This window comes from Rhizobium anhuiense, assembly GCF_003985145.1.
Classification (GTDB): Bacteria; Pseudomonadota; Alphaproteobacteria; order Rhizobiales; family Rhizobiaceae; genus Rhizobium; species Rhizobium anhuiense.
Genome location: NZ_ML133545.1, coordinates 39,855 through 62,400, shown reverse-complemented (window position 1 = coordinate 62,400; position 22,546 = coordinate 39,855). Strand labels below are relative to the sequence as shown.

The window sequence follows — 22,546 nt, the reverse complement described above, 5'->3', positions numbered from 1 at the left end:
ATCTGGAAGCACAATGACGTGGCCGATCTCGAAGCCAAGCTTGCGACCGCCGATCCGAAGGCGCCGAAGCTGATCGCCTTCGAGAGCGTCTATTCGATGGACGGCGATATCGCTCCGATCAAGGAGATCTGCGACCTCGCCGACAAATACGGCGCGATGACCTATCTCGACGAAGTGCATGGCGTCGGCATGTACGGCCCGCGCGGCGGCGGCATTGCCGAGCGCGAAGGGCTGATGGACCGGCTCACCGTCATCGAGGGCACGCTCGGCAAGGCGTTCGGGGTGATGGGCGGTTATATCGCCGCTTCGACGGCCCTATGCGATTTCATCCGCTCATTCGCCTCCGGCTTCATCTTCACCACGGCGCTGCCGCCGGCGCTCGCCGCCGGCGCCGTCGCCTCGATCCAGCATCTGAAGGTCAGCCAGTTCGAGCGCGCCCGCCATCAGGACCGGGTCCGCAAGCTGAGAGCGCTGCTCGACCAGCGCGGCATTCCGCATATGCCCAATCCGAGCCATATCGTGCCGGTGCTGGTCGGCGATGCGGCCAAGTGCAAGTGGATCTCCGACCTGCTGCTCGACAATTGCGGCGTCTACGTCCAGCCGATCAACTACCCCACGGTGCCGAAGAAGACCGAACGGCTGCGCATCACGCCGACCCCGCTGCATTCCGATGCCGATATCGCCCATCTGGTCGAGGCGCTGCATTCGCTCTGGTCGCGCTGTGCGCTGGCAAGGCACGTCGCCTGATTTTTCGATGATTGCTTGGGTTTCCCCATGAATCAGGATCTCCGCCAGAGATCCTGACCGTCATCGTTTTGCTTTTGCAAACCTTCTTCCGCTCATCGTCTCGCCCGAAAAGTTTTGTCAGTCAGCGTACTTCCAATCTTTCTTACTATTGGCACTTCAAAAACGGGCTTCGTCACCGTTGCCGCGTCCTTCGGAAGTAAAGGTTTGCGCGCGCCGGCTATGATTGCAACGGTCCCTCGAATTAGGCTCTCGGGCGGTTGCTATGAATGATCGAGGAGGAAACGTTCCACATATTCGATCATTTCTCGGACGTCATCAGCAGTGAATTTTTCTGGGTGGCCGTGCGCCGCACTGTTCCGCACGTCTGCGATTGCGGTGACCCGCTTTTGGACCAGCAGGCTGTACTCGCCAGCTTTGGCTAGATCGGCATTCATTTTGTCGAGCTTTCCGGTGGAAAGGCCTTGGGCGATACACATGTCGCGAAGTTTGGTTTCAAGCACAACGCCAGCGACGACAGCGGCCGGTGTAGCGTACGATGCTGCAAGGAGCTGTCGCGCTTGATCCAACTCATCGCTGAATAGTTCCGCCTGAACGAGCGAACGAACCTTATCAAGATAACCGCCGTTGTAGTCCTCTTGGGCGGCCATCAGAATGGACTTCAACTGCTGAAGCTCCTGCCAGCTATCCCTATAGCTCTCCGGCTTTTCAGCCTCCACAAACGCTTGATAATGTTCTGAGTCCTTAGCGCACGCGGATGCTAGGAGGTTTTTCGCCTTTACTTTCCAGCCGATGAGTTGATTTTTGTCCACGCTGTCATATTCACCGGAGTATTCCGAGCGATGATGCGTTTTGGTCGCTTCGACCGTCCTCGCTTGGACAATTAAGTCAGCAAAGCGTGCCGATAATTTCTGTGTGGGCATGTGTTCCGTTCCGCAGATCTTGTGGAAGCGCTTTCTTCAAGGAAGTCAGCGACGTTCTGAAGGTCACATACGTCTACTAAGAATTCAACCTGCAGTCGCGAGGCAAATGCAATAAGGCGTCACGTACGGAAGGCCTTGAGTTGTCGTTTGTCGATATCGCCTGTCGCAAAGTTGGCAACTCTATGACGTATTGCAATCCGCTCCGATCAGATCGCATCGGTCTTTTCCTATGCTTCCTTGCTGTAGCCTGCGCCTCCTGACCCTCTTGGAATTGCATGAGAAAACCTTTTCTCACTTGACATGCAAGTTGGTAAAAGCTTTTCTCATGTCACTTCAGAAGGAGGAAGGTCTGAACATATCGGGAGGAAAAAGGGGCAGGATCACCATCCACGAGGTGGCGGCGGCTGCCGCGGTGAGCATCTCGACGGCGTCGAAAGCGCTCAACGATACCGGCCGGATGGGGTCGGAAACGCGTGAACGGGTGAAGCGGATCGCCGCCGAAATCGGCTACCGGCCGAATGCGCTGGCAAGAGGTCTTCTCAGCAAGCGCAGTTTCACCGTCGGGCTGCTGACGAACGATACCTACGGCCGTTTCACGCTGCCTGTCATGGCGGGTATTTCGGACGCGCTCGTCGATCACGGCGTTTCGGTCTTCCTGTGCGCCATCGAAGACGATCCGGCCCTTGCGCAGATCCATGTCGATGCGATGTTGGACAAACAGGTCGACGGCATCATCGCGACGGGGAAGCGCCTGGATCGGCGCCTGCCCGTCGATCTGTCGAATTTGCATGTGCCTGTTGTCTACGCCTTCACGGAGGGGACGCAGAACAGCGTTACCTTCCGGTCGGACGACGAGCAGGGTGCGCGGCTGGCGGTGGAATGGCTCGTGAAGATCGGGCGGCGGCGGATTGCCCATATCACCGGGCCGGAGGACTTCTTCTCGGTGCGGGAACGCGCCGGCGCCTATCACGAGGTGGCCGGTCACCGCGAACCGGTGCTCTACGGCGTCTGGTCGGAAAGCTGGGGCCATGACGCGGTCGAACAGCTGTGGAAGAGGCCGGGAGAAAAACCGGATGCGCTCTTCTGCGGCAATGACCAGATCGCCCGCGGCGCTGTGGATGCGTTGCGCGAGCGCGGCGTCAAGGTGCCGCAGGACGTCTCGGTCATCGGCTTCGACAATTGGGAGATTGTCGCGGCCCAGACGCGGCCGCCGCTGACGACGGTGGACATGGAATTGAAGGAACTCGGACGGCAGGCCGGATTGACGGTGCTGGCGCTCGCGGAAGGACGGCCTGTCGAGCCGGGCGTGAGGAAATTGCCCTGCCGGCTGATCGTCCGGCAGTCATGCGGGAGCAAAGCTTCCACGGAATGAGAACAAGGGAATGAGCAAAGGCGCAGGGAGATGCGCCATATCGGGAGGAGTGTCATGATCAAGCGTTTATTGGTGGCGACCAGCATCGCTACCCTATGTCTGGTATCGGCCGCGTCGGCTGCCGAAAATGTCGAGATGTGGGTTCGCTCGGGGATCGGCGATGCCTTCAAGAAGGTCGTCGAAGCCTATAATTCCGGTCACGAGAACAAGGTCGTGATGACCGAGGTGCCGTTCTCCGAGTTGGTGCAGAAATATGCGACGGCGATCGCCGGCGGACAGGCGCCGGACGCCCTGTCGATGGATCTGATTTATAACCCTGCCTTTGCCGCGGCCGGCCAGCTGGAAGACCTGACGGACTGGGCGAAGTCGCTTCCCTATTTCAATTCGCTTTCGCCGTCGCATGTTCGCCTCGGCACCTATCAGGATCGGATCTACGGCCTGCCGCTTTCGGTCGAAACCTCGGTCTTTGCCTGGAACAAGGACCTCTACAAGAAGGCCGGTCTCGACCCGGAGAAAGCACCGGTGAATTGGGACGAAATCACCGCCAATGCCGAGAAGATCCGGGCGCTGGGTGACGATACCTACGGCTTCTATTTCTCCGGCGGCGGCTGCGGCGGCTGCATGATCTTCACCTTCACGCCGCTGGTCTGGGGCGCCGGCGTCGATATCCTGTCGGCCGACAGCAAGACGGCGACGCTGGATACGCCTCAGATGCGCAAGGCGGTCGATATCTACCGCAACATGGTCAAGAAGGACCTCGTGCCGGCGGGTGCTGCCAGCGACAACGGCGCCAACTTCCTGACCTTCACCAACGGCAAGATCGGACAGCAAAGCCTCGGCGCCTTTGCCATCGGCACGCTGGTGACCGAACATCCCGATATCAACTTCGGCGTGACCCTCATTCCCGGTGTCGACGGCAAGCCTTCGTCCTTTGCCGGCGGCGACAATTTCGTCATCACCAAGGGCACGAAGAAGATCGATGCGGTGAAGGAGTTCCTCGAATACGTCTATTCGATGGACGGCCAGAAGATCATGGCGAAATATGGCAGCCTGCCGACGCGCGGTGATATCGCCGACAAGGTGCTGGAGGGTCTCGACCCGCGCATGCAGGTTGGCCTGAAGGCGATCGCCGTCGCCAAGACGCCCTATACGCTGCAGTTCAACGATCTGATCAACAGCGCCAACGGGCCTTGGGCAAGCTTCACCAACGCCGCGATCTTCGGCGAGGACGTCGACGGCGCGTTTTCGAGCGCCCAGTCGGAAATGCAATCGATCATCGATAGCGGCCAATAACTCTCCCTCGGCCGCGGCCGGGGAGCGGTGGCAGCTTCCCGGCCAATTTCAATTGACAGATGCGGAGCGTTTGATGACCGGTTTCGGTTCGGAGATCCTGTTGCCTCGACGCAGACGACGGCGCAAATCGAACTGGCGCGGCCTCGTCTACATCGCGCCTGCTATGGCGCTGGTCATCGTCTTCTTCATCATGCCGGTTCTCTTCACTGGATGGATGAGCCTTCACAACTGGCCGCTGATGGGGGCGTCGCGCTGGATCGGCTTCAACAATTACGTTCGCATGGCCAACGACAGCCGCTTCATGACGGCGCTGAATTTCACGGCCTATTATACGGTGATCGTCACTGTCGCGATCTTCGCGATCGCCTTTCCGCTGGCGATCTTCGTCGAAAAGGAACGGCAGTTCGTCAGCGCCTACCGCACGATCATCTTCCTGCCCGTCGTGGTCGGCCTTGCCACGGCCTCGCTGCTTTGGGTCTGGCTTGCCAATGTCGATAGCGGCTTCATCGGTCCCGCCTTGAAGGCGCTCGGTCTTCTGGAAAAGAGCCCCAATCTTCTCGCGACCTTCGACACCGCCTTTCTGACGATCGTGGTGATGGTCGTCTGGAAGATCGCGGGCTTCACCATGATCATTCTTCTAACCGGGCTCCAGGCCATTCCGTCCGAGCTGACGGAGGCCGCCCGCATCGACGGCGCCGGCCGCTGGCAGCGGTTCAGGCATCTGACCTTGCCGCTGATGCGCAGGACGATCGCGCTGGCGCTGATCGTCTCCGTCACCGGTTCGATCCTCGCCTTCGACCAGTTCTACATCATGACCGCAGGCGGACCGCAGAACAAGATGATCTCGGTGGTCTACTACATCTTCAATCAGTCCTTCGTGTCGTTCAATCTCGGTTATGGCGCAGCACTCTCGATCGTGCTTCTCGCCATCCTGGTGGCGATCAGCATCGTGCAGCTCTGGCTGCTTCGCGTCGGGGAGGAGCGTCCATGACCACCTCAAAAGAGCGCCGCACGCGCAAGGCGATCCGGACGAAATCGGTCTATCACCTGACCGGCATCGCCATATCGATCTTCTTTCTCGCCCCTTTCGCGATCACGCTCTTGTCGTCCTTCCGACATGGCACGGAGGCCAGCCTGCCGCCCTTGCCGCCGTGGCCGACCTCCGGCGTCAGCATCGATTCCTATGCGCTGCTCGATACGTTCGGCGCCGGCATATGGCGGCACATGATCAATTCGCTGTTCGTTTCGGTCGCCACCGTGGTGCTCACCGTCGCCGTCAGCCTGCTCGCCGGCTACGGCTTCTCGCGCTACCGGTTCCCGATGAAGAATGCGCTCTTCGTGTTGATCATCGCGACGCTGATGATCCCGTTCCAATCGATCTTGACGCCGCTCTTCATCATCCTGGCAAAGCTCGGCCTCAACAATTCGCTGCTTGGGCTGACGCTCGTCTATGTGACGCTGCAACTGCCCTTCTCGGTCTTCATGATGCGCAACGCCTTCGACGCCGTGCCGAAGGAGATCGAAGAGGCGGCGCGCATCGACGGCGCGCGCGACCTCAGGCTCTTGGTCCGGGTTCTTCTGCCGCTGGTGCTTCCCGGTGTGGCGACGGTCGCGATCTTTGCTTTCCTCAACGCCTGGAACGAGTTTCTCGCGGCGCTCGTGCTGCTCTCCAGCAATGAGAAATACACCCTGCCGGTGCTGATGACGGCGGTTCGCGCCGGACGGCTCGGCGCCATCAACTGGGGAGCGGTCCAAGCCGGTGTCGTCGTCATGACGATCCCCTGCCTGATCGTCTTCCTGCTTTTGCAACGCTACTACATGCGCGGGCTGATGGCCGGCGCGGTGAAATGATTTGAGAGAAAGTGGAGCCATGACCAAAGCAAGCAACGATCGCCAGTTTCGTCCCGTCGCCGTTCCCGATGTCGAGCTCGGCGGCTTCTGGGGCAAATGGCAGGACGCCGTCTGCAATTCCACCGCCGAGACCCTGCTCGACCGCTGCGTCGAGGCCGGCATGCTCAAGGCGATCGATGTCAGCCAGCCGAGCCCCGGGGTCGTCATTCCCATTCAGCCTTGGGGCGGGACGACGCAGATGTTCTGGGATTCCGACCTCGGCAAGTCGATCGAGACCATCGCCTATTCGCTTTATCGCCGGCCGAACCCGAAGCTCGAGGCGCGCGCCGACGAAATCATCGACATGTATGAGAAACTGCAGGACGAGGACGGTTATCTGAACGCCTGGTTCCAGCGCGTCGAACCGAACCGCCGCTGGACCAATCTGCGCGACCATCATGAGCTCTATTGCGCCGGCCATCTCATGGAAGCCGCGGTCGCCTATTACCAGGCGACCGGCAAACGCAAGCTGCTCGACATCATGTGCCGCTATGCCGATTACATGATCAAGATTTTTGGCCACGGCGAAGGCCAGATATCAGGCTATTGCGGCCATGAGGAAGTCGAGCTGGCACTGGTCAAGCTCGCCCGCGTGACCGGCGAGAAGAAATATCTCGACCTGTCGAAATATTTCATCGACGAACGCGGCACCGAGCCGCATTTCTTCACCGCCGAGGCAAGCCGCGACGGCCGCAATGTCTCCGAATACCACCAGAAGACCTATGAATATGCGCAGGCGCACCAGCCGGTGCGTGCGCAGACGAAGGTCGTCGGCCATGCGGTGCGCGCCATGTACCTCTATTCGGGCATGGCCGACATCGCCACCGAATACAAGGACGACAGCCTGACGGCGGCGCTGGAAACGCTCTGGGACGATCTGACCACCAAGCAGATGTACATTACCGGCGGCATCGGCCCGGCAGCCTCCAACGAAGGCTTCACCGACTATTACGACCTGCCCAATGCCACCGCCTATGCCGAGACCTGCGCTTCGGTCGGCCTGGTGTTCTGGGCAAGCCGAATGCTCGGCCGCGGTCCGGATCGGCGCTATGCCGATATCATGGAGCAGGCGCTTTACAACGGCGCGCTGCCGGGGCTTTCGACCGACGGCAAGACGTTCTTCTATGACAATCCGCTCGAAAGTGCCGGCAAGCACCACCGCTGGAAGTGGCACCATTGCCCCTGCTGCCCGCCCAACATTGCCCGGCTGGTGACCTCGATCGGCTCCTATATGTACGCCGTTGCCGACAACGAGATCGCCGTGCATCTCTATGGCGAGAGCACCGCGCGGCTGAAGCTTGCCAACGGCGCCAACGTGGAGTTCGAGCAGGTGACCAACTACCCGTGGGAGGGCGCGGTCGCCTTTACCACCCGGCTGGAGAGGCCGGCGCGCTTCGCGCTGTCGCTGCGCATCCCGGACTGGGCGGAGGGCGCCACCCTCAGCATCAACGGAACGATGCTCGATCTCAACGCCAATATGCAGGACGGATATATCAGGATCGATCGTGAATGGGCCGACGGCGATCGTGTCGCCCTCTACCTGCCGCTTTCGCTTCGCCCGCAATATGCCAATCCGAAGGTGCGTCAGGATGCCGGCCGGGTCGCATTGATGCGCGGCCCGCTCGTCTATTGCGTCGAAACCACAGACAATGGCGAAGACCTCAACGCCATCGTCCTGCCCCGCGAGCTTCCGGCCGCCGAAACCGTGGTGCTGAAGGATCTCAACGATGCCGTCGCCCTCGATCTCCAGGTCGAGCGCGAGGAAACATCGAATTGGGGAACGCCGCTCTACCGCAAAGCGCCGGCCGAAAGGCAGGTCGCCACCGCGCGTTTCGTGCCCTATCATCTCTGGGACAACCGCGCGCCCGGAGAGATGCTCGTCTGGGTCCAGTCGGACAAATAGGCCGTTTGGGGATGACGAAGGATATGGGTAACAAGAGCGTCGTGCTCCAGGACGTGCGAAAAAGCTATGGCAGTCTGCAGGTGGTTCACGGCATCGACCTGACGATCGCCGAGGGCGAATTCGTCGTCTTCGTCGGGCCGTCCGGCTGCGGAAAATCGACGCTTCTTCGCATGATCGCCGGCTTGGAAGACGTGACCGACGGGGAGGTCGAAATCAAGGGACGTGTTGTCACCGATCTCGATCCATCCGAGCGCGGCATCGCCATGGTCTTCCAGTCCTACGCGCTCTATCCGCATATGAGCGTGCGGGAGAATCTGGCCTTCGGCTTGAAGATGGCGCGCACGCAAGCCGCCGAGATAGAGACGCGTGTCAAGGCCGCGTCCGCGATCCTGAAGATCGATCATCTTCTCGACCGGCGGCCGGGACAGCTTTCCGGCGGTCAGCGGCAGCGCGTGGCGATCGGCCGTGCGATCGTGCGCAAGCCCGATGTCTTCCTGTTCGACGAACCGCTGTCCAATCTCGATGCGGAACTGCGCGTTTCGATGCGCATCGAGATCGCCCGCCTTCACCGCGAACTCGGCAACACGATGATCTATGTCACGCACGACCAGACCGAGGCGATGACGCTCGCCGACAAGATCGTCGTGCTGCGCGATGGCCGTGTCGAACAGGCCGGGACGCCCCGGGAAATCTACGAAAATCCCTCGAATACCTTCGTCGCGGGCTTCATCGGCTCGCCTCGGATGAACCTTTTGAACGCCCGCTGGGGTGAGGGCGGTCTGGTCGAAGTCGCAGGCCGGCGCATCGGCAGCGGCTTGCCGCCGGCAGACAGGCCGGTTGGCGCCGCGGTGACGCTCGGCCTGCGGCCGGAGCATCTGAAGGTGGCATCCGACCTTTCGGGCAGCCTGACGGCCAGGGTCGATTTTTCGGAGTATCTCGGCGGAACGCAATATCTCTATTGCCAGCTTGCCGATGGCCAGTCGCTCACCGTCGAGCATCGGTCACCGGTCAGCATCGCAGCGGGTGAGCAGGTGAGCCTGCTGTTCGAACCGTCGGATTGCAGATTGTTCGACGAGGGCGGCAACCGGTTGCGGTAATGGCGGCCGCCAGGGATAAGCGGGCGGCCTCTCGGCGAACGGCCCGTGGGCATTTCACACGGCGATCGCCGGTGTCATGAGCTCCGCCGCTCTCTGCCGGGCCTGCCTGTCGGCGGCGAAGACATCGTCCATGCCGGCAGCCGGCGGCAGGCCGGCGAGATCGTCCATGACCCTCTCGGTGATCTCGGCCATGGCAAGGAAGGGCAGCCGCCCCTCGATGAAGGCTTCAAGCGCCACTTCCTTGGCGCCGTTCAGCACCGCACCCTGAACGCCGCCGCGCGTCATCGCCAGGCGCGCCAGCCGCAACGCGGGAAACCGCACCTCATCCGGCGCCTCGAAATCCAGCCTGGCGAGCTTGGCGAAATCCAGCCGCTCGATCGGCAGGTTCGGCCGGCGCGGAAAGGACAGGGCATAACCGATGGCGGTGCGCATATCCGGTGCGCCGAGTTGCGCCAGCACCGACCCATCCGTATAGCCGACCATGGAATGGATGATCGATTGCGGATGGAGGATGACTTCGATCTGTTCGGGCCTGAGACCGAAAAGGTGTCGAGCTTCGATCATCTCCAGCGCCTTGTTGAACATCGAGGCGCTGTCGATCGAGATCTTCAACCCCATCGACCAGTTCGGGTGGGCGCGCGCGCTTTCCACCGTCACATCGGCCATCTGCCGCAGCGAGGCGGTGCGGAAGGGACCACCCGACGCCGTCAGGATGACGCGCTCGACCGCGTGGCGCTGGGTTTCCTCCAACACCTGGAAGATGGCATTGTGCTCGCTGTCGACAGGAAGCAGCCTGCCGCCGCCCTGGCGAACGGCTGCGATAAAGAGATCGCCCGCCGATACCAGGCATTCCTTGTTGGCAAGGGCGATATCGGCGCCGCGGCGCGCAGCTGCAAGCGTCGGCGCCAGGCCTGCGGTGCCGACGATTGCCGCCATCACCCAGTCGGCTTCGCGCTCAGCCGCTTCCATCAGGCCGGATTTTCCCGAGGCGACGGCGATGCCGCTGCCGGAAAGTTCGCTTTTCAGTGATTCGTAGTGCCGGTCGTTTGCCGTTACCGCCAGCCGCGCGCCGGATGATTTCGCCTGTCGGGCCAGCAATTCTATATTGCCGTTGCCGGTCAGCACGGAGATTTCGAAATTCTCCCGTCCGCCCAGGTGCTCGACGACATTGAGTGTATTCTGGCCGATCGAACCCGTCGAACCGAAGATGCTGAGGCGCCGCGGCGCGCTTTTGCCGGTCATCATGTGAAATTTCGCGAAAATTTCTCTCGTAGGCTCAGGCTCTACTAGGGTTTGGAAGGGGCGGCAAGTGTGCGGTGCAGCAGATTTCAGCCCATAAGGGGTTTACAGAGCCGCAGGTAGATGTGATCCTTCTAACATTGCTGGCGGAATCGCGATTCCGCTGCGGCCGGTCACGGTCGCATGGCAATTCGGGGCGCTGCGGCGTCCATCGAAGAACTGGCACGCGTGCCGCCGGCCTTTTCGGCCAACATTAAATCGAGGATGAAACCGGGATGGACGGCTTGCCGTGATCCCCCATCGCGTTCGGCTGCGAGCGCTTCATGTCCGCTGTTGCGTCGGTTTCGGCACGGCGGCCCCGTGTCAGGTCAAAACGTTCTTAACTTCATGACGACATTCAAAATAGCATGCATTCTTTTCGCCATCCTGCTCTCGCTCACCGTTGCAGCGAGAGCTGATGATCTGGTGATCTGGTCGCCGGCCAAGCTTTCGGACCGGTCCTACAAGGCGACCTTGGGTTTTCGCCTGCCGGCGGAATGGGAAACGAGCGCCGGCGCCGACATAGCCCTTGCCTCGACCAAAGGCGGCGCGCCGCTGCCCGATTCCGAACAGGCAATGCTCTGGGGCAGGATCGTAAAGACGGCCGTCACGCCAGCGGGCCAATCGCAGCAGGGCGCGAAGGTCAGCGTCGATACGCTGCGCGGCAGCGGCGCGCTGACGCTGAGCCGCTCGCGCAGCTGGATCCTGTCCGATTCGCTCGATATGCAATCGAGCCGGTCCATCAGCGTTCAATTTGATGCGGTCGATATCAGGCAGGCCTCGGTGACGGCATCGCAGGCGCTGAAACTGATCCATCCCTGGACGGGAACGTCGCTTTCGGCGGGCACAGGCGTCAGCAATGCCAGCGGCGACTTCTCGAGCACGGTGGCGGTCAACCAGGCCATCCTGCCGAACCTCAATCTCGATGCCTCGGTGAACAATCCGTTTTCGGGAGGTGAGACCGGCAGCATCAATCTCCGCTATCGCGTGCAGTGGTAGCGGCGCTGAAACCAACTCCGTCGAACGGCGTTTGCTAAGCAGGTTTCACGGAGGAATGGATCATGGTTTTCAAGGAGCAGACATTTCACGGGCTCGAGCCCGAGATGGAAGCGGAAATCGCCAATCGTGCATCTGTTGAGGCGGATGTCGCCAATGCGCTGGCGATTGCCGGCGGGATTGATGCGTCTGATGTCGAGGTGACGATGGAAAACGACCACATCGTGCTCACCGGCACTGTCGGCACGGTCGGCGAGATCGAACGGGCAACCGTGGTCGCCAAGGCGGTCGAGGGCGTGCATTCGGTGCAGAACCGAATCCTGCTTGGCGGCCCGCTTGGTGGATTGTCACTTGACGGCACGCATTAAACCGAAAGCTCGCTCCGGGGCCAAACATCCCGGACGAGGACTATCACGTCGTCACCGGTAGGGCCGCGCTCAGCTGGTCAACCGGCGAAGCGTTCGACGAGGAAGGACGAGCCGGCCAGACGATCCGTCTTCTGCATGGCGCCCGACCCCTGCGGCTGGTAGGCGATGGCCAGCAGCACGGCGCTGACGGCGACATAGGCGATGGCCAAAAGAATCATCTTGATACGCATGATGAACACTCCCGTTTCGCAATAAACGCGGCTGATATTGCGAAAGTTCCTCATCTGCGAGATCGAGGCGAGATCAGATGAAAAGCCCGGCTGCGAAGATCAGCCGGGCTTTCCCGTAGGGATTTGCCTTATCGGCAGATTCGGGTTTCCTTGACGACCGTATGGCCGTGACGGCGGATTTTTTCCGTCTTGGTGAAGCAATCCTGGGAGACGTGGCGCGGCCTCATGTGATGGCGGTAATAGGGCCGTTCCGCATGACGGTAGGTGGGACGCGCGTCGTCCGTGGTGATGGTTACACTTGCCGCCTGGGACGGCATTGCGGAAAAGATGGATGCAGCAGTGAGCGTGCAGGCAAGGATAATCTGTTTCATGACAAGTCTCTCTTTCTGAGTTGGTCATTCTGGGTTGGTCAGGGCATCAACTCGCCGGAAGCGCCGTCGGTTCAATCACATAGCGTTACCGATTGTGTCGAAGGCAGAAACCTTTACGGCCGCGGATCGTTAGCGCAGGGGACAGCCGGAGGCATCAATCATGGGTCCGATTGCAAGAATCATCGCTATTGTCGCCGGGCTTGCCGGCGGCACGGTGTTTTCGCAGGCGCCGGAATTTGCGCAGCAATACCGCCAGCGGATCGGCGGGGCGATCGACGAATTGCGCGTCATCGTCGAGGATTTCAATGCCCAGGCGGCCGAACACCATCTCGATCGCCAGCAAGCGCTGAACGCCTATGCGCAATCGTCCGATGATTTCCTGCGCGACCGCGGCGTCTCGATGCGCAGCACGATCACGCGCTACGAAACGCTGCTGTCGCAGCAGCTCCACCTCGGTACCGCCGCACCCGTCGCCAAGCCCTTCGTGCTGCTGGGCAATGCCGATGACGTCGTCTTCGCCAATACCTGGCGTGATTTCGTGCCCGGCGTGCCGGTCAGTTTTGCCGGGCTTGTCTGGGGCGCGATCGGTTTTATCGGTGGCTGGATCGTGGCGGCGCTGCTGGGATTAGGCGCGCGGCAGGCGGTGAGGACGCGGCGGGTCCATCGTGAGGTGCGGTAACCAACGACGGCGAAAGCGGCTTGGCGCGAGCTTATCTCGAGGAGGAAATTAAGAATTTTGCGAGCGGGCTGGGCTTTGTGCTCGAATTCCCCCGCCAAATGTCGGTGGGGGATCGTTGATATCGATCGAAACAGGCTCGTCCCGTTGCCTGCTTGATGATCGGGCCGGAGAGCCTTGTTACGCGGAAGCGGCCGCTTCCTTGGCGACGCCGCCGGACAGCAAGCGCCAGATACCGAACGCTACCGCGCCCATCGCCAGGAAGATCAAGAAGATCAGGAAGTTGTAGTAGATCATCGCCGCCAGCGCGACCAGCGCAAGCCCAAGGGCAATGGCCGGGATAACCGGATAGCCCCAGGCCTTGAACGGCCGGGCAAGCTCGGGCTCGGTCCGACGAAGTTTGAACAGCGATGCCATGGAGACGATGTACATGATGATCGCGCCGAACACCGACATCGTGACGATATTGGCAGTCAGCGGCAAGCCGCCGATCTGGATCAGGTTGTCGGAGAAGATCGCGGCAATGCCGACAACGCCGCCTGCGAGGATAGCAAGGTAGGGCGTGCGGAATTTCGGGTGAATCTTCGCGAGAACTTCCGGCAGGTAGCCTGCGCGACCCAGCGCAAAGATCTGCCTGGAATACCCCATGATGATGCCATGGAACGATGCGATCAGGCCGAACAGGCCGATCCAGACGAGCATGTGCAGCCAGCCGGAGGATTCTCCGACGACAGCCTTCATCGCCTGCGGCAACGGATCGTTGATGTTGGACAGCGTACGCCAGTCGCCAACACCTCCCGCGAAGATCATCGTGCCGAAAGCCAGGAATACGAGAGTGAGAATCCCTGCGATATAGGCGATCGGCACGGTGCGGGTGGGATTTTTGGTTTCCTCTGCAGCCATTGCCGCACCTTCGATCGCCAGGAAGAACCAGATGGCGAACGGAATCGCGGCAAAGATGCCTCCAATGGCGCCAACCGATAATTCAGGGGCGCCAGCCCAGCCATTGGCCGCGAAGTTGGCGACGGAGAAGCCGGGCAGAACGACACCCATAAAGACCAGGAGTTCAATAATGGCTAGGATGGTAATGAAGAGCTCGAATGTCGCGGCGATGGTGACGCCGACGATATTGAGCGCCATGAAGATGAGATAGGCGCCGACGGCCGCCAGTTTCGGATCGAGCCCCGGAAACTGCACATTGAGATAGGCGCCGATCGCAAGCGCGATGGCCGGAGGCGCGAAGACGAATTCCACCAGTGTTGCAAAGCCCGCAACGAAGCCGCCGAGCGGGCCGAAGGCCCTGAGCGCATAGGCAAACGGCCCACCCGCATGCGGAATAGCCGTTGTCAACTCCGTGAAGGAGAAAATGAAGGTGGTGTACATGACGGCGATCAGAATCGTGGTGATCAAGAAGCCGAGTGTGCCGGCCGCCGCCCAGCCATAGCTCCAGCCGAAATATTCGCCGGAGATGACGAGGCCGACTGCAAGTCCCCATAAGTGCAGCCCGGTCAGGCTCTTGGCGAGCGTCGGTTGAGAATTTGACATGATTGTTCCCCTGTTTTGTAGATTGAACTTTATGCTTCTTGGTGTGGCAGCGCTTCTATGGCGCCTTCGGCATTTTCCTTGAGATCGACACCGGTCAGCTGCAGTCGCAGCGCCTCCCGGACGATCCAGACGATCTTGTCGGCCGCGACCTCGTAGCTGAGCCCGTCGGCATGAATATTGGAAATACAGTTGCGCTCGCTGTCGCGCCGTCCCGATTGCGGTCGGAAGGTGATGTAGGCGCCGAGGCTGTCAGGCACGCTTAGTCCCGGCCTCTCGCCGATCAGCACGATGGCAACTTCCGCACCAAACGCCGCCGCCGCTTCATCGCCAAATGCCACCCGCGCCTGCTCGCCCAATATCACCGGGGCGACGCTGAAGGCCCCGAGACGCTTCATGCATGCGTTAAACAGCGGCACCGCGTGGTGCTCGACCGCCGAGGCCGAAAGTCCGTCGGCAATGATGAAGGCGATATCATAACGATCGCCTGGGCTCGGGAGATCGGCTGCGTTGGTCTGACGGCCGAGATCCGGGCGCGCCAGATAGATCGTCCGGTCTTTGGCGCGAGACCGAATCCGGATCGTCGGCACGGGAGCAAGCTGCTTGGCAAGGGCGACAAAATCCACTTGCCCATGCACGGCATCCCGCGCCCGGGCATGGGCAAGCTGGAAGTCGAGAATTGCCGATGTCGGCAAGGCGTCGCCTGCTCTTCCAAGCCCAATGCGGGCGCGTGTGGCGTTGCGGAACCGCGCAAACGGATCGCGTTCGAAGGGAGTCATGCGGATGCCCTGTAGCTCAAGAGATTGCGGAAGAAGGCGCCCGAGGCGCTGGCAGGCGCAAGACGACCCGTGTGATCAAGCATGCCCATGCGATGAAGCCAGGCTTCGAACTCCGGAGCCGGCGGACGATTGAACTGGTGCCTGAGGCCGACAATATCGTGGTAGGAAAGGCTCTGATAATTGAGCATGACGTCGTCGGCGCCGGGCACCGCGATCAGAAAGCTGACACCCGCGACAGTCAGCAGCACCATCAGATTGTCCATATCGTCCTGGTCGGCTTCCGCATGGTTCGTGTAGCAAACGTCGACCCCCATCGGCACGCCAAGCAGTTTGCCGCAGAAATGGTCTTCGAGCCCGGCGCGGATAATTTGCTTGGCGTCGAAAAGATATTCGGGGCCAATGAAGCCGACCACGGTATTGACGAGCAACGGATCGAGCTCACGTGCAACGGCATAGGCCCGCGCCTCCACCGTCTGTTCGTCCACGCCATGATGGGCGTCGGCCGAGAGGGCGCTGCCCTGGCCGGTCTCCAGATACATGACATTGTTGCCGACCGTGCCGCGCTTCATGGAAAGTGCCGCCTGCTGGCCTTCCCTCAGGAGGGCGAGGTCGATGCCGAAACCCTTATTGGCGGCTTCCGAGCCGGCGATTGACTGGAACACCAGATCGAGCGGCGCTCCAGCCTCGATCGCCTTGATTGACGTGGTGACATGGGTCAACACGCAGGATTGGGTCGGGATATCGAACTGTTCGCGCAGCCGGTCGAAAAGAACCATCAATCTTGTGCATGCCTCGAGATTGTCGGTAGCCGGGTTGATGCCGATCACCGCATCGCCGATCCCATAAAGAAGTCCGTCGAGCGTCGAGCCGGCGACACCTTCAGGATCATCGGTGGGATGATTGGGCTGAAGACGGCTCGACAGCCGGCCGGGCAGACCGATCGTGGAACGAAAGGCCGTGACCACCCTGCATTTGCCGGCGACGGTGATCAGATCATGGTTGCGCATGATCTTGGAGACCGCCGCGACCATCTCGGGGGTGAGGCCCGGTGCAATGGCAAGCAGTCTTTCGGCGGTCGCGTCATAGGAGAGAAGCCAATCGCGAAACTCGCCGACCGTCATATGAGATATCGGCGCGAATGCCGTCCAATCATGGCGGTCGACGATCAGTCGGCTGACCTCGTCGATCTCGTATGGGATGACGAGATCCTCCAGGAAGGTTTTGAGAGGCATATCCGCAAGCAGATAGCGGGCGGCCACCCGCCGCTCGTTGCTTGACGCGGCGATCCCGGCCAGCACGTCACCTGATTTCAATGGCGAAGCGCAAGCCAATACCGATTTCAGATCCTGAAAGACATGGCGTTCGCGTCCTAGAACGATCGAATATGTTGTCATCTGCTCCTGGCCGTCGATCAGCCTATTCTCGATGTCCGGGAACTCGTCCACCTTCCGATTGTGGGCATTCGCGGGCTTCCGCCGAGTATGCTCGGCACTACGCCAAACAACGCAAGAAGCGTGCCATTCTTTACGGGCTGGGATGCCGAGGCAGCCGTGCCAAGGACTTCGCATGGCTGACCATCAGGGCCGACGCTGCGCGCGGTTATTGCAGAGACTGTTTTCAGTTTAGGACGGCTAATTCGCTAGCGTGGTTGTATCCACTTTGCGATAGCATGCTCCGATGTGCGCAGATTTGCGACCGGCTCAACACTGATTGCAAATATATTCGTTGATCGTCCTGATCCAGCGGTTCTAGCCGGAGTGTTTTTTCGATGGGGCAGTCTGTGCTGAGACGCGATCGTCCATTTTGAGCTGACTGACCGTAGATCGACGCCGATGTCGAAAAACTAGCCAATTGAACGAATCCAATCGATCGCCAATTTCTGCATCCGAAGAGTTCGGTCGTGCGGCCTCAACGCGACACTTGGCCTGGCTATTACCGATCAAAGGCCGGTTTCTCATGACATCATTATTGCGTTCTTGCATGTCCGCAGGATGGAGCGGTTCGGTAGGTTTGTCCCAGAGGAGATAGGCGGCCATTGATTGTATTGCTGTTGATTTGCACTGAGAAGTGATCCGGCATTGCGAGATATTTTCATCGAGAATTGACCGATGTTTTGAACCTTGCTCCGCGTGTTTTCAGCGGGAGCTATGGAGTGATCGACATGGCGTTATTGAGCGTGATCCGACGCTGGCATCTTAGAGAGCATTTATCGATCCGGGAGATTTGCCGCAGGATCGGCCTGTCCCGGAATACCATCCGCAAATATCTCGGTCTTGATGGCGTGGAGCCAAAGTTCAAGGTCCCGGCCCGCCCGAGCAAGCTTGACCCCTTTGCCGATAGACTATCGGCCTGGCTGAAGACGGAAGCGAACAAATCCCGCAAACAGAAGCGGACTCTCAAGCAGCTCCATGCCGACCTGCTGAGCTTGGGCTACGAGGGTTCCTATTGCCGTGTCGCCGCTTTTGCTCGGGATTGGAGAGCCGACCGGCAGAGAGAACTTCAGAGGTCGGGACGCGGAACATTCGTGCCTTTGGCATTCGAACCCGGTGAAGCGTTCCAGTTCGATTGGTCGGAAGATTGGGCCATCATCGGCAATGAGCGCACCAAGCTGCAGGTGGCCCATACGAAGCTGAGCTACTCCAGGGCCTTTATCGTCCGGGCCTATCTCCTGCAGACGCACGAGATGCTGTTCGACGCCCACAATCACGCATTTCGCGTCTTCGGTGGCGTCCCCCGGCGCGGCATCTACGACAACATGAAGACGGCGATTGACAAGGTCGGCCGCGCCAAGGAGCGCGACGTCAACGGCCGCTTCCTGGCGATGGCCAGCCACTATCTGTTCGAACCGGAGTTCTGCAATCCGGCGTCAGGCTGGGAAAAGGGGCAGGTCGAGAAGAACGTCCAGGACGCTCGTCATCGCCTTTGGCAACCCATGCCGCGCTTTCCATCGCTGGAGGCCCTCAACGAGTGGCTGGAGCAACGTTGCAAAGAGTTCTGGGCGAAGACGCCACACGGCCAAATGCGCGGCACCATCGCCGATATCTGGGCGGAGGAAGCACGGACTCTCATGCCGGTCTCCCGTCCATTTGATGGATTTGTCGAATACACCAAACGTGTCTCGCCGACCTGCCTCGTGCATCTGGAGCGCAACCGCTACAGCGTTCCGGCGTCCTTCGCCAATCGACCGGTGAGCCTGCGGGTCTATCCGGATCGTGTCGTCGTCGTCGCCGAAGGCCTGATCATCTGCGAACACCAGCGTATTATCGACCGCTCCCATGATCGGCCGGGACAGACGGTTTATGACTGGCGACATTATCTCGCGGTCGTGCAACGCAAACCCGGCGCTCTGCGCAACGGTGCTCCATTCACCGAGCTTCCCGAGGCCTTCAAAACCTTGCAGCAGCACCTGCTAAAGAAGCCCGGCGGAGACCGTGAGATGGTCGATATCCTGGCGCTCGTCCTGCAGCACGATGAACAAGCCGTCCTCTCGGCCGTCGACATGGCGCTGAAGTCCGGCGTTCCGACCAAGACGCATGTGCTGAACTTGTTGCATCGCCTCGTTAACGGCAAATCCTTCACGCCGCCGACCATAGATGCGCCGCAAGCACTGACACTCACCAATGAACCAAAGGCCAATGTCGAACGCTACGACACCCTGAGAAAGACGGAGATTCGCCATGCGTCATAACCCAGCAAGCGGCGCGATCGTGATCATGCTGCGGCAATTGAAGATGCACGGTATGGCCCAGGCTGTCGGGGAACTGACCGAACAGGGAGCGCCGGCTTTCGAGGCCGCGATTCCGGTCCTGTCGCAGCTCCTCAAAGCGGAGACGGCAGAAAGGGAGGTCAGATCGAGAGCCTATCAGCTCAAGACGGCACGCTTTCCCGCCTACCGTGATCTGACAGCAGCGAGATCAACGAAGAGCTCGTGCGCCAGCTTCATCGCTGCGACTTCCTCGGCGAGGCTAACAACATCGTTCTGGTTGGCGGACCCGGCAGAGGTAAAACGCATGTCGCCACGGCGATCGGCGTTCAAGCCATCGAGCATCATCATAAGCGGGTTCGGTTCTTCTCGACCGTCGAACTGGTCAACGCTCTCGAGCAGGAGAAGGCCCAAGGACGGTCCGGTCAAATCGCCAATCGCCTCATACACTCCGACCTCGTTATCCTGGACGAGCTTGGCTACCTGCCATTCAGCGCATCAGGCGGCGCACTGCTCTTCCACTTGTTGAGTAAGCTCTACGAGAGAACCAGCGTCATCATCACCACCAACCTGAGCTTCAGCGAATGGGCCAGCGTCTTCGGCGACGCCAAGATGACCACCGCGCTGCTCGATCGCCTGACGCATCACTGCCACATCCTCGAAACCGGAAACGACAGCTTCCGATTCAAGAACAGCTCAGCTCATGGGCCCAAAACTACAAAGGAGAAAAGCAAAAACTTGACGGCAACCACCGACCCGAAACATACCTAAGAGACGGGTCAATTCTCGGCGCAAATGCCGGGTCACTTCTCAGTGCAAATCAACAGGTTATAGGACTTCAGTCTGACGTCATCCCGAAGCGTTCCTACCGATCATCTTTCTGTCGCGAATATTAGGATTTTCGCGAAAACGCTATGTCGTAGTTTGACGGATAGCGGTCATTCAGCCGCAGCAGCGTAGTCTGCGATCCACATTTGCTCGCACCACGCCTTCTCACCAAACTGCGTGATTTCTAACCTCGCCGTCGCGGGCGTCAGGGTCTTAGCCCACGGAAGAAATCGGTTCTCGATATGAGCCGCTATTCGATCAAGCTCTTGACAGACTGATCGTTCATCAGCGCTCTCCCAATGAAAGCGCTCGTAATCATAATTCAGATTCTGAGGCCGATAGACCAATTCCTTATCGGCATCTTCGAGCGGCTTGAACTTATAGGGATAATCGAACACTTCTGTGGGGAACTTGCTCGGAATCCGTTCGGTCCTGTCCCGCAGAAACGAGTGCCGAAAACAGAGAATATGCGAGATTGACCCGGGACTGCTCATCCGGCCACCCAGCCGGACGAGCGCAATTGTAAAGTGCTTCTCTTGGAAGTACAGCGTCTTGCCCTTCGACACGAAGCCAAGCCGAGCTAAGCGGCCAGCCACGCGCTCATTAAAGAGCATATCGAAATCCTCTTTATCCATGACGGCTCGGTAGCATAAGCGTGATCGAGTTTCCATCGCACCCAAATCGCGCCGGTGGATTAACCGGCGCTGCCATACGCCTATCCAAAATGAGCCTCGATGCCGCGCTCAGTGCGGTTCCAATCATCGACGAGCGTCCGTCGAAATCCCTGTCCTGGGAGAGCAGATCGGGTCAAGGCGGGAGTCCAGCAAGGATCAGCCTTCAAACCAAGCTCCCTACTGCACGAGTAGGCGCATCAACATCGAAGCCGCAGCGGTGATGCAATTCAAGGAGGCGGCCGTCGGCTGAGCCATATGGCTTCCCACCACCGAGAAATTAATCAAAGACCTGGAACGAGAAAAACAGGTTTTGATCTCAGGGACAAATCTATTGAAGCGTCAGGGACAAAACAGCGCTTGTGGGGACAGACCTTTCGAGCGATTCCACAGGAACGTGCGTTCTTTCAAGGGAGATAAGCATCTGTTTGACTGGTGATCCCGGCGCGATTCGAACGCGCGACCCCCAGATTAGGAATCTGGTGCTCTATCCTGCTGAGCTACGGGACCACTTGCACGCCATGCATACAAAAGGCTTGGCGGGAAGCCAAGCCTTAATTGTTGCTAAGCGCCGAGGCGTTGTTCGGCGAGGCGGACCCAATAGGAGATGCCGTGGGCGATGGCTTCGTCGTTGAAGTCGTAGGCCGGGTTGTGGAGGCCGGCGCTGTCGCCATTGCCGATGAAGATGAAGGCGCCGGGGCGGGCGTTCAGCATGTAGGAGAAATCCTCGCCGCCCATCATCGGATCGATCTCGGCGTTGACATTGCCTTCACCAGCGATGGCACTGGCGGTGGCGACCGCATGCTCTGTCTCGTCGGGGTGGTTGACAGTAACCGGATAATTGCGGTGGAAGCTGATGTCGGCCTCGGCGCCGTGGGCTGCGACCAGGCCCTCGACGATCTGCCGGAACCGTGTCTCGGCGAGTGTGCGCACCTCGGGGTCGAGGGTGCGGACCGTCCCGGCGAAGGTGGCATCGTTCGGAATGACGTTATGGGCAAAACCGGCGTTGAACTTGGTCACCGAGACGACCACAGAGCGCAGCGGATCGGCGCTGCGTGAGGCGATCATCTGCAGGTTGGCGACGATCTGGGCACCGATGGCGATCGGGTCGATCGTCCGGTGCGGCTGGGCGGCGTGGCCGCCGCGGCCCTTGATGGTGACGGTGAATTCGTCGGTCGCCGCCATGATCGCGCCCTTGCGGATGGCGAACTGGCCGACGGGCAGGCCCGGCAGATTGTGCATGCCATAGACCTCTTCAATCGCGAAGCGCTCCATCATGCCGTCCTTGACCATCAGATTGCCGCCGCCGCCGCCTTCTTCGGCGGGCTGGAAGATGACGGCGACATTGCCGTTGAAGTTGCGGGTCTCGGCCAGGTATTTCGCAGCGCCGAGCAGCATGGCGGTGTGGCCGTCATGGCCGCAGGCATGCATCTTGCCCGGCGTCTTCGAGGCCCAGGGTTTTCCGGTGATCTCGGTCAGCGGCAAGGCGTCCATGTCGGCGCGCAGGCCGACCGTGCGGCGGCCTTCACCCTTGCCCTTGATCAGGCCGACGACGCCGGTGCGGCCGATGCCGGTGACGATCTCGTCGACGCCGAATTCCTTGAGTTTTTCGGCGACGAAGGCAGCCGTGTTTTCCACCGCGAAGAGGAGTTCGGGCCGGGCGTGGATGTGGCGGCGCCATTCGGCGACTTCGTCCTGCAACTCCGCGGCTCTGTTCAAAATCGGCATATTCGCGTTCCTGTTATGAAATCCCGACAATCTTTCACCGCATCACAACGGTGTGAAGCTGGGGTGTGAGGCTTTTGGAAATTACTTAGTCAATGACCTTTGCCATGTCATAGCCATATAGGCTAAATAGGGGAAGGTTTCGAGATTTTCCTGA

At 60.0% G+C, this 22,546-nt stretch carries 20 protein-coding genes, 1 tRNA gene and 1 pseudogene; 12 read left to right on the top strand and 10 right to left on the bottom strand.

Features of this window, described 5'->3' with window-relative positions; genetic code table 11:
- The coding region (gene hemA / locus EEQ99_RS33245) for a 5-aminolevulinate synthase (protein ID WP_127431861.1) at positions 1-747 on the top strand (747 nt) is incomplete at its 5' end.
- A gap of 260 nt (positions 748-1,007) precedes the next feature.
- Here hemA and EEQ99_RS33240 read toward each other — a convergent pair.
- Entirely contained in the window at positions 1,008-1,667 is a 660-nt protein-coding gene (locus tag EEQ99_RS33240) for a DUF4145 domain-containing protein (RefSeq protein WP_127431860.1), read from the bottom strand.
- Between the two features lie 394 nt (positions 1,668-2,061).
- Here EEQ99_RS33240 and EEQ99_RS33235 point away from each other — a divergent pair, with 394 nt between their 5' ends.
- The 6 genes from EEQ99_RS33235 to EEQ99_RS33210 all read left to right on the top strand — a co-directional run bounded on the left by EEQ99_RS33235 (position 2,062) and on the right by EEQ99_RS33210 (position 9,222).
- Positions 2,062-3,039 carry a LacI family DNA-binding transcriptional regulator gene (locus tag EEQ99_RS33235; protein WP_063476270.1) on the top strand — a complete coding sequence of 326 codons (978 nt, stop codon included), beginning with the start codon at positions 2,062-2,064 and terminating at the stop codon, positions 3,037-3,039.
- A 54-nt stretch (positions 3,040-3,093) separates the two neighbouring features.
- Positions 3,094-4,332 carry an ABC transporter substrate-binding protein gene (locus EEQ99_RS33230; RefSeq protein ID WP_063476271.1) on the top strand — a complete coding sequence of 413 codons (1,239 nt, stop codon included), beginning with the start codon at positions 3,094-3,096 and terminating at the stop codon, positions 4,330-4,332.
- 73 nt (positions 4,333-4,405) lie between these two features.
- Positions 4,406-5,323 (top strand): carbohydrate ABC transporter permease, encoded by a 918-nt coding sequence (locus tag EEQ99_RS33225; RefSeq protein ID WP_063476272.1) that lies wholly within the window; start codon positions 4,406-4,408, stop codon positions 5,321-5,323.
- On the top strand, positions 5,320-6,183 hold the full coding sequence (locus EEQ99_RS33220) for a carbohydrate ABC transporter permease (protein ID WP_063476273.1): 864 nt from the start codon (positions 5,320-5,322) through the stop codon (positions 6,181-6,183). Before EEQ99_RS33225 ends, EEQ99_RS33220 begins: the two co-directional genes overlap by 4 nt.
- Before the next feature lie 19 nt (positions 6,184-6,202).
- A complete protein-coding gene (locus EEQ99_RS33215) occupies positions 6,203-8,125 on the top strand; it encodes a glycoside hydrolase family 127 protein (protein ID WP_127431859.1) in 1,923 nt (640 codons plus the stop codon).
- A gap of 23 nt (positions 8,126-8,148) precedes the next feature.
- Positions 8,149-9,222 carry an ABC transporter ATP-binding protein gene (locus EEQ99_RS33210; protein WP_174824527.1) on the top strand — a complete coding sequence of 358 codons (1,074 nt, stop codon included), beginning with the start codon at positions 8,149-8,151 and terminating at the stop codon, positions 9,220-9,222.
- 54 nt (positions 9,223-9,276) lie between these two features.
- Here EEQ99_RS33210 and dxr read toward each other — a convergent pair whose 3' ends face one another.
- Entirely contained in the window at positions 9,277-10,467 is a 1,191-nt protein-coding gene (gene dxr, locus EEQ99_RS33205) for a 1-deoxy-D-xylulose-5-phosphate reductoisomerase (RefSeq protein ID WP_028756461.1), read from the bottom strand.
- A 381-nt stretch (positions 10,468-10,848) separates the two neighbouring features.
- Here dxr and EEQ99_RS33200 point away from each other — a divergent pair, with 381 nt between their 5' ends.
- Together EEQ99_RS33200 and EEQ99_RS33195 are read left to right on the top strand one after the other, a co-directional pair.
- A complete protein-coding gene (locus EEQ99_RS33200; protein ID WP_047615501.1) occupies positions 10,849-11,499 on the top strand; it encodes a hypothetical protein in 651 nt (216 codons plus the stop codon).
- Positions 11,500-11,561: 62 nt separating this feature from the next.
- Entirely contained in the window at positions 11,562-11,864 is a 303-nt protein-coding gene (locus EEQ99_RS33195) for a BON domain-containing protein (RefSeq protein WP_028756459.1), read from the top strand.
- A gap of 77 nt (positions 11,865-11,941) precedes the next feature.
- Here the strand turns inward: EEQ99_RS33195 and EEQ99_RS34830 are convergent, their stop codons facing one another.
- Positions 11,942-12,094, bottom strand: coding sequence for a hypothetical protein (locus EEQ99_RS34830; protein ID WP_164736003.1), 153 nt, complete (start codon positions 12,092-12,094; stop codon positions 11,942-11,944).
- Between the two features lie 128 nt (positions 12,095-12,222).
- Positions 12,223-12,465 carry a hypothetical protein gene (locus EEQ99_RS33190; protein ID WP_018482748.1) on the bottom strand — a complete coding sequence of 81 codons (243 nt, stop codon included), beginning with the start codon at positions 12,463-12,465 and terminating at the stop codon, positions 12,223-12,225.
- 160 nt (positions 12,466-12,625) lie between these two features.
- Between EEQ99_RS33190 and EEQ99_RS33185 the strand changes: the two genes are divergently transcribed.
- On the top strand, positions 12,626-13,144 hold the full coding sequence (locus tag EEQ99_RS33185) for a DUF2937 family protein (protein ID WP_063476277.1): 519 nt from the start codon (positions 12,626-12,628) through the stop codon (positions 13,142-13,144).
- 177 nt (positions 13,145-13,321) lie between these two features.
- On the opposite strand, the gene eat is transcribed toward EEQ99_RS33185, so the two are convergent.
- From eat to EEQ99_RS33170, 3 genes are read right to left on the bottom strand one after another with little or no spacing between them, the layout of a single operon-like run.
- Positions 13,322-14,686: an ethanolamine permease gene (gene eat / locus EEQ99_RS33180; RefSeq protein ID WP_164736002.1), complete on the bottom strand. Its 1,365-nt coding sequence runs from the start codon at positions 14,684-14,686 to the stop codon at positions 13,322-13,324.
- Positions 14,687-14,715: 29 nt separating this feature from the next.
- Positions 14,716-15,462: an ethanolamine ammonia-lyase subunit EutC gene (eutC, locus tag EEQ99_RS33175; RefSeq protein ID WP_028756456.1), complete on the bottom strand. Its 747-nt coding sequence runs from the start codon at positions 15,460-15,462 to the stop codon at positions 14,716-14,718.
- The gene (locus tag EEQ99_RS33170; protein ID WP_127431857.1) at positions 15,459-16,907 is read right to left on the bottom strand and encodes an ethanolamine ammonia-lyase subunit EutB; all 1,449 of its coding nucleotides are present in this window, start codon (positions 16,905-16,907) and stop codon (positions 15,459-15,461) included. The genes eutC and EEQ99_RS33170 overlap by 4 nt, the downstream gene beginning before the upstream one ends.
- A 716-nt stretch (positions 16,908-17,623) precedes the next feature.
- Here EEQ99_RS33170 and istA point away from each other — a divergent pair.
- Complete coding sequence (gene istA / locus EEQ99_RS33165) at positions 17,624-19,150, top strand: IS21 family transposase (protein ID WP_127431856.1); 1,527 nt, start codon at positions 17,624-17,626, stop codon at positions 19,148-19,150.
- Positions 19,140-19,936 (top strand): annotated as a pseudogene (istB, locus tag EEQ99_RS33160) (IS21-like element helper ATPase IstB). Before istA ends, istB begins: the two are co-directional and overlap by 11 nt.
- Before the next feature lie 167 nt (positions 19,937-20,103).
- On the opposite strand, the gene EEQ99_RS33155 reads toward istB, so the two are convergent.
- The 3 genes from EEQ99_RS33155 to EEQ99_RS33145 form a co-directional block, all read right to left on the bottom strand.
- Entirely contained in the window at positions 20,104-20,628 is a 525-nt protein-coding gene (locus tag EEQ99_RS33155) for a hypothetical protein (RefSeq protein ID WP_127431855.1), read from the bottom strand.
- Between the two features lie 469 nt (positions 20,629-21,097).
- Positions 21,098-21,174, bottom strand: a tRNA-Arg gene (locus EEQ99_RS33150).
- Between the two features lie 54 nt (positions 21,175-21,228).
- Positions 21,229-22,392: a M20 aminoacylase family protein gene (locus tag EEQ99_RS33145; protein ID WP_028756454.1), complete on the bottom strand. Its 1,164-nt coding sequence runs from the start codon at positions 22,390-22,392 to the stop codon at positions 21,229-21,231.
- Between the last annotated feature and the right edge of the window lie 154 nt (positions 22,393-22,546).

Coding starts and splice junctions, on each gene's coding strand:
- eat (WP_164736002.1), bottom strand. CDS start 14,686: ATGTCAAATTCTCAACCGACGCTCGCCAAGAGCCTGACCGGGCTGCAC.
- EEQ99_RS33195 (WP_028756459.1), top strand. CDS start 11,562: ATGGTTTTCAAGGAGCAGACATTTCACGGGCTCGAGCCCGAGATGGAA.
- EEQ99_RS33155 (WP_127431855.1), bottom strand. CDS start 20,628: ATGGATAAAGAGGATTTCGATATGCTCTTTAATGAGCGCGTGGCTGGC.
- EEQ99_RS33210 (WP_174824527.1), top strand. CDS start 8,149: ATGGGTAACAAGAGCGTCGTGCTCCAGGACGTGCGAAAAAGCTATGGC.
- eutC (WP_028756456.1), bottom strand. CDS start 15,462: ATGACTCCCTTCGAACGCGATCCGTTTGCGCGGTTCCGCAACGCCACA.
- EEQ99_RS33185 (WP_063476277.1), top strand. CDS start 12,626: ATGGGTCCGATTGCAAGAATCATCGCTATTGTCGCCGGGCTTGCCGGC.
- EEQ99_RS33145 (WP_028756454.1), bottom strand. CDS start 22,392: ATGCCGATTTTGAACAGAGCCGCGGAGTTGCAGGACGAAGTCGCCGAA.
- EEQ99_RS33240 (WP_127431860.1), bottom strand. CDS start 1,667: ATGCCCACACAGAAATTATCGGCACGCTTTGCTGACTTAATTGTCCAA.
- EEQ99_RS33190 (WP_018482748.1), bottom strand. CDS start 12,465: ATGAAACAGATTATCCTTGCCTGCACGCTCACTGCTGCATCCATCTTT.
- EEQ99_RS33200 (WP_047615501.1), top strand. CDS start 10,849: ATGACGACATTCAAAATAGCATGCATTCTTTTCGCCATCCTGCTCTCG.
- EEQ99_RS33220 (WP_063476273.1), top strand. CDS start 5,320: ATGACCACCTCAAAAGAGCGCCGCACGCGCAAGGCGATCCGGACGAAA.
- EEQ99_RS33225 (WP_063476272.1), top strand. CDS start 4,406: ATGACCGGTTTCGGTTCGGAGATCCTGTTGCCTCGACGCAGACGACGG.
- EEQ99_RS33230 (WP_063476271.1), top strand. CDS start 3,094: ATGATCAAGCGTTTATTGGTGGCGACCAGCATCGCTACCCTATGTCTG.
- dxr (WP_028756461.1), bottom strand. CDS start 10,467: ATGATGACCGGCAAAAGCGCGCCGCGGCGCCTCAGCATCTTCGGTTCG.
- istA (WP_127431856.1), top strand. CDS start 17,624: ATGGCGTTATTGAGCGTGATCCGACGCTGGCATCTTAGAGAGCATTTA.
- EEQ99_RS34830 (WP_164736003.1), bottom strand. CDS start 12,094: ATGCGTATCAAGATGATTCTTTTGGCCATCGCCTATGTCGCCGTCAGC.
- EEQ99_RS33215 (WP_127431859.1), top strand. CDS start 6,203: ATGACCAAAGCAAGCAACGATCGCCAGTTTCGTCCCGTCGCCGTTCCC.